The 268-nt window shown below is 67.5% G+C and carries 1 pseudogene; it reads right to left on the minus strand.

The window, feature by feature from the left end:
- A pseudogene (locus HCK04_RS40785) lies at positions 1-268 on the minus strand (ATP-dependent Clp protease ATP-binding subunit); the annotation flags it as partial.

Here is a 268-nt window from a genome sequence, read left to right on the forward strand (position 1 = left end):
ACCCTTGAGAATCTCGATCGTGTGCGACAACGACGGCTCGGCCACCTGGATCGGCTGGAACCGCCGCTCCAGCGCCGCGTCCTTCTCGACGTGCTTGCGATACTCGTCCAGGGTCGTCGCGCCGATCGTCTGCAGCTCGCCCCTCGCGAGAGGGGGCTTCAGAATGCTCGCGGCGTCGATGGCGCCCTCGGCGGCGCCCGCGCCCACCAGCGTGTGCAGCTCGTCGATGAACAAGATGATGTCGCCCCGGGTGCGGATCTCCTTGACG

This window comes from Microbispora sp. CL1-1, assembly GCF_012034195.1.
In the GTDB taxonomy this organism is placed as follows: domain Bacteria; phylum Actinomycetota; class Actinomycetes; order Streptosporangiales; family Streptosporangiaceae; genus Microbispora.